The organism is Polaromonas sp. (genome assembly GCF_039932935.1).
GTDB lineage: Bacteria > Pseudomonadota > Gammaproteobacteria > Burkholderiales > Burkholderiaceae_C > Polaromonas.
Genome location: NZ_JBDTPB010000025.1, coordinates 1 through 4725, shown reverse-complemented (window position 1 = coordinate 4725; position 4725 = coordinate 1). Strand labels below are relative to the sequence as shown.

The window sequence follows — 4725 nt, the reverse complement described above, 5'->3', positions numbered from 1 at the left end:
AAATGCTCCACCCCGGTCCTGACTCGAAAGACGAGTTGATCGAAACCCTGGTGGAAGCCCAGGACAATGACGTCATTGGTGCCCAGAGCCGCGAGATGCTGGAAGGCGTGATCCGCATGGCCGACATGACGGCCGGCGACGTCATGGTGGCCGCCCCGCGCATGGACGTCATCAACATCGACGCGCCGTTCGACGAGTTGCTGCACTTGGTGATCGACACCGCCCACTCGCGTTTTCCCGTCTACGAAGGCGAAAAAGAAAACATCCTCGGCATCCTGATGGCCAAGGACCTGCTCAAGCTGCAGCGCGCCCCCGAACTCAACATCAAGGCCCTGCTGCGCCCGGCCGTCTTTGTGCCCGAAAGCAAAGGGCTGAACGACCTGCTGCGCGAGTTTCGCGGCAACCGCAACCACCTGGCCATCGTCATTGACGAATTCGGCCGCGTCGCCGGGCTCATCACCATCGAAGACGTGCTGGAGCAGATCGTCGGAGAGATCGAGGACGAATTCGACATCGCCGAAGACGAAGGCGACATCTTCGGCCTCACTGACCATACCTACCGCGTCAGCGGCGACACCTCCATCGAGCGCGTCAATGAGGCCTTTGGCGTGACACTGCCTGAAACCGACTTCGACACGATAGGCGGCCTGGTGGCGCACGAGATGGGCCATGTGCCCAAGCGCGGCGAACACTATGCGCTGGCGGGGCTGCAGTTCACGGTGCTGCACACCAAGGGCGGGGCTGTGCGCTGGTTCAAGGTATCGCCAGTCGCTGCCAGCGTCTGACAACAAATCTACAAAAAGGGCGGACTATGGGACGGGACTCAATTCACAGCATGATGTCCCACCTGCCGACCTTGCCCGCGCTGCTGGAACAGGCGCGCAACCCGCCGCCGCGCAAAGGCATTTCACCGTTCCAGATTGCTATTGTTTTGATAGCTGGTTGCGCACATGCAGCCAGCATGGCGTGGCCTTTTGACTTTGGTTTTGCGCAAGGGTTGCCGCTGTGGTGGATGCAGCTGCTGGCGCTTTTTCTGTTTGCCGCGCAAGTCGACAGTTGCCGCTCCTGGAAGCGCGCCGCCTGGATGGGCGGCCTCTTTGGCACGGCCATGTTGTGCAGCACTTTCTGGTGGCTGTTTATTTCCATGCACTACTACGGCGGGCTCGCCGCACCGCTGACGGTGCTGGCCGTTGTTCTGCTCGCGGCTCTCCTGGGGCTTTACTACGCTGCGGCCAGCGCTTTCTTTGTGCGGCTGGCGCCGGTGCGCAAGCTGCCGCGTGCCGTGGTGTTTGCGGCCTTGTGGCTGCTGGCAGAACTGGCCCGGGTCGAGTTTTTTACGGGCTTCCCGTGGGGCGAAGGTGGCTACGCCCATGTCGACGGCTGGGCCAGGCCGCTGGCCGCATGGGTGGGCGTACACGGCCTGACTTTCCTGGCGGCGCTGGCGGCGGCCTGGCTCGCCGTCACCCTGCGCGCGTCGCGTGTGCAGTGGCTGGGCGCCATCCTTGTCGTGGTGATCAGCGTGGTCGTGAGCTACCTGCCGGTGCAAAGCGCCTGGCCCGGGGACGCGGCCGCTGCAACACTCGCCGAACCGCTGGACGTCGCGCTACTGCAGGGCAACATCCCGCAAAACGAAAAATTCCAGGCCGGCACCGGCGTTGCCACAGCCCTGCGCTGGTATGGACAGCAGTTGCGCGATGTCAAGGCGTCGCTGGTGGTCGCCCCTGAAACCGCCATTCCAATGCTGCCGCAGCAATTGCCAGAGGGTTACTGGCAAGCGCTGCACGCGCGCTTTGCCACCGGCAACCAGGCAGCACTGATCGGCTTGCCGCTCGGCAGCTCCGATGCCGGCTATGCCAATTCGGTGCTCGGCCTCAAGCCCGGCCAGCCCGAGCCCTATCGATTTGACAAGCACCATCTGGTGCCATTCGGCGAGTTCGTTCCCGCGGGCTTCAGGTGGTTCATCAACATGATGCGTATCCCTCTGGGCGACTTCAACCGGGGCGCAGTCGGCCAGGCGTCGTTTGAATGGAAAGGCCAGCGGCTGGCGCCCAACATCTGCTACGAAGATCTCTTTGGGGAAGAGCTGGGCGCGCGGTTCAAGGACCCGGCGCTTGCGCCCACCATCTTTGTCAATGTCAGCAACATTGCCTGGTTCGGCAACACGGTGGCCATCGACCAGCACCTGCAGATCTCCCGCATGCGTGCGCTGGAGTTCAGCCGCCCGATGATTCGTGCGACCAACACCGGCGCCACGGTCATCATCGACCACCAGGGCAAAGTCACGCATTCACTGGAGCGCCACACACGCGGCGTGCTCCACGGCGAGGTCCAGGGCCGCAACGGCATCACGCCGTATGCGCAGTGGGTGTCCCGCTACGGCCTGTGGCCGCTGTGGGCGCTTGGCCTGGGCATCGCTGTCCTCGCGCTCGTGTTCCGCCGGCGTCGCTAGAGGCAGCACTGAGAGCCTGCCGCTCGGTGGTCCTTTAAAAATGAGCATAAGCGGCTACTAAATTAGTAGCGACATAAGATCGCTGCAGCACACCCCAAGCGAGTAGGGGCCGCGGAACTGGCTTCGCCAGGCCGCAGGCGCCGCCCCCGGAAGGGGGGAGGAGGCTACACGCAGTGAGCCTCAACGGGGGAGAGCTAGATTTTTTCCATTACGTTGTGCAGCAGGTCCGGCAGCATTTGCAGCATGCGCAGCGCGTCCTGCCCGGGCGGCGTGCTGGTAGCAAAGTACATCTGCAGCGGCGCGTGGGCAAAGTCATGCAGCGGCACCGCTGTCAGTGACTGCGGATCGAGGTTGCTGGCGGTCAGAAAGTCCACCACGGTCCAGCCCATGCCCCGCTTGACCAGCTCCAGCGCCAGCCTTGAGGTATGCACCTGCAAGCCCTCCGGGGCCGTGAGGCCCAGGTGGCGCGCCAGGTCGTCAATCGACTGGCACATCGGGTCTTCGCCCACCAGCCTGATCAGCGGCATGCCGGCCAGGAAAGACATCGGGTTCTGGCGCCGCGCCTTCACGGCCCGTTGCCAGATGTCCCGCGTGACGGCCAGATAAAGCGGGCCGCTGACCAGCGTGGAGCTGGTCAGCAGCGGGTGCGGGTGTTCATAAAAGCCCAGCGCAAAGTCCACGCTGCGCGTCAGCAGCGCCTGCACCATCTGGTCCTGGTGCAAGGTGCGCACCTCCACCCGCACGCGCGGATAGCGCGCCATGTGCTTTTCCAGTACCAGCGGAAGAAATTCGTGGCTGACGGATGGAATGGCCGCCAGGCGCACCTGGCCGTCGGCGGCCTGGCGCAAATTGACGGCGATGCGTTTGAGGTTGTCCAGTTTCTGGTGAATCAGCGTGGACTCTTCAAACAGCACGCGCGCTTCGGGCGTGGGGGCCAGAGACCCCTTGCCGCGGGTGAAAAGCTTGTAACCCAATTGCAGCTCGGTGTGCGCAATGGTCTTGCTGACGGCCGAGGGGGTGATGCAGATCAGCCGTGCTGCGGCGCTCATGTTGCCCGTCTGCATGACGGCCTGGAAGACTTCAAGTTGTCGGAGGTTCATGGGACCGAGGGGTGTGAATTTTACTCACACCCCTCGCTGCATTATGCATCGCCGCCCCCTGCCAGCGTCGCTACGATGGGCCACCTTTGGCCGCAAGCCGGGGAAATCGCAGCATACGCAGGCGCAAACCGCAGTTCTTTGCCTGCTGTGCACAAAAAAACCGAACAAATTCCATTTCCTTGGAGACAACATGCAATTCACTTCAACATTTCGGCAAATGGGCGCAACACTTGGCCTGGTGGCATTCACCACGCTGGGCGCACCGGCGCTGGCGCAAACCGCCAAGCCCAACGTCGTGATCCTCGCCACCGGCGGCACCATTGCCGGCGCGGGGGCTTCAGCGCTGAACAGCGCCACCTACGCCGCCGCCAAGGTGCCGGTCGACAAGCTGCTTGCCGGTTTGCCGGAGCTGGCCAACGTGGCCAATGTCAAGGGCGAGCAGGTCTCGCAGATCGCTTCCGAAAGCTTCACCAACGACAACCTGATGAAGCTGGGCAAACGCATCTCGGCGCTGGTCAAGCAATCCGATGTGGACGGCATCGTCGTGACACACGGCACCGACACGCTGGAAGAAACCGCCTATTTCCTCAACCTTGTGATCCGCACCAACAAGCCCATCGTCGTGGTGGGTTCCATGCGGCCCGGCACGGCACTGTCGGCCGACGGCGCCCTGAACCTGTTTGACGCTGTCAGCGTGGCTGCCAGCCAGGATGCGGCCGGCAAGGGCGTGCTGGTCACCATGAACGATGAAATCCAGAGCGGCCGCGACGTGACCAAAACAATCAACATCAAGACCGAGGCGTTCAAAAGCCAGTGGGGCCCACTGGGCATGGTGGTCGAAGGCAAAAACTACTGGTTCCGCGCACCCGTCAAGCGCCATACCGCGCAGTCCGAGTTCAACATTGACGAATTCGAGGCGCTGGCCCCTGTAGACATCGTCTACAGCTACGGCAACGTTCCGCGCTCCGCAGTGGACTCTGTCGGCAAGACCGGCATCAAGGCACTGATCCATGGCGGAACCGGCAATGGTTCGGTGGCCGACCGCGTGGTTCCCGCGTTGCAGGAAGTTCGTGCCAAAGGCATTCAGGTGGTGCGCTCTTCGCGCGTTCCTGACGGTTTTGTGCTGCGCAACGCCGAGCAGCCCGATGACAAGTACGACTGGGTGGTCGCGCATGA

Annotated in this window: 4 protein-coding genes; 3 read left to right on the top strand and 1 reads right to left on the bottom strand. The window is 62.9% G+C overall.

Going from position 1 to position 4725, the window contains the following annotated elements; all coding sequences use genetic code 11:
- Positions 1–785 (top strand): transporter associated domain-containing protein (locus tag ABI546_RS03595; RefSeq protein ID WP_348044191.1); only part of this gene is annotated, 785 nt, incomplete at its 5' end.
- 50 nt (positions 786–835) lie between these two features.
- Entirely contained in the window at positions 836–2449 is a 1614-nt protein-coding gene (gene lnt / locus ABI546_RS03590) for an apolipoprotein N-acyltransferase (RefSeq protein ID WP_348044189.1), read from the top strand.
- 194 nt (positions 2450–2643) lie between these two features.
- On the opposite strand, the gene ABI546_RS03585 is transcribed toward lnt, so the two are convergent.
- Positions 2644–3549 (bottom strand): LysR family transcriptional regulator, encoded by a 906-nt coding sequence (locus ABI546_RS03585; RefSeq protein ID WP_348044187.1) that lies wholly within the window; start codon positions 3547–3549, stop codon positions 2644–2646.
- 217 nt (positions 3550–3766) lie between these two features.
- Between ABI546_RS03585 and ABI546_RS03580 the strand changes: the two genes are divergently transcribed.
- A partial coding sequence (locus ABI546_RS03580; RefSeq protein WP_348044193.1) for a type II asparaginase occupies positions 3767–4725 on the top strand: 959 nt, incomplete at its 3' end.

Excerpts from the sequence above, each read along its gene's own strand:
- lnt (WP_348044189.1), top strand. The coding sequence starts at position 836 with ATGATGTCCCACCTGCCGACCTTGCCCGCGCTGCTGGAACAGGCGCGC.
- ABI546_RS03585 (WP_348044187.1), bottom strand. The coding sequence starts at position 3,549 with ATGAACCTCCGACAACTTGAAGTCTTCCAGGCCGTCATGCAGACGGGC.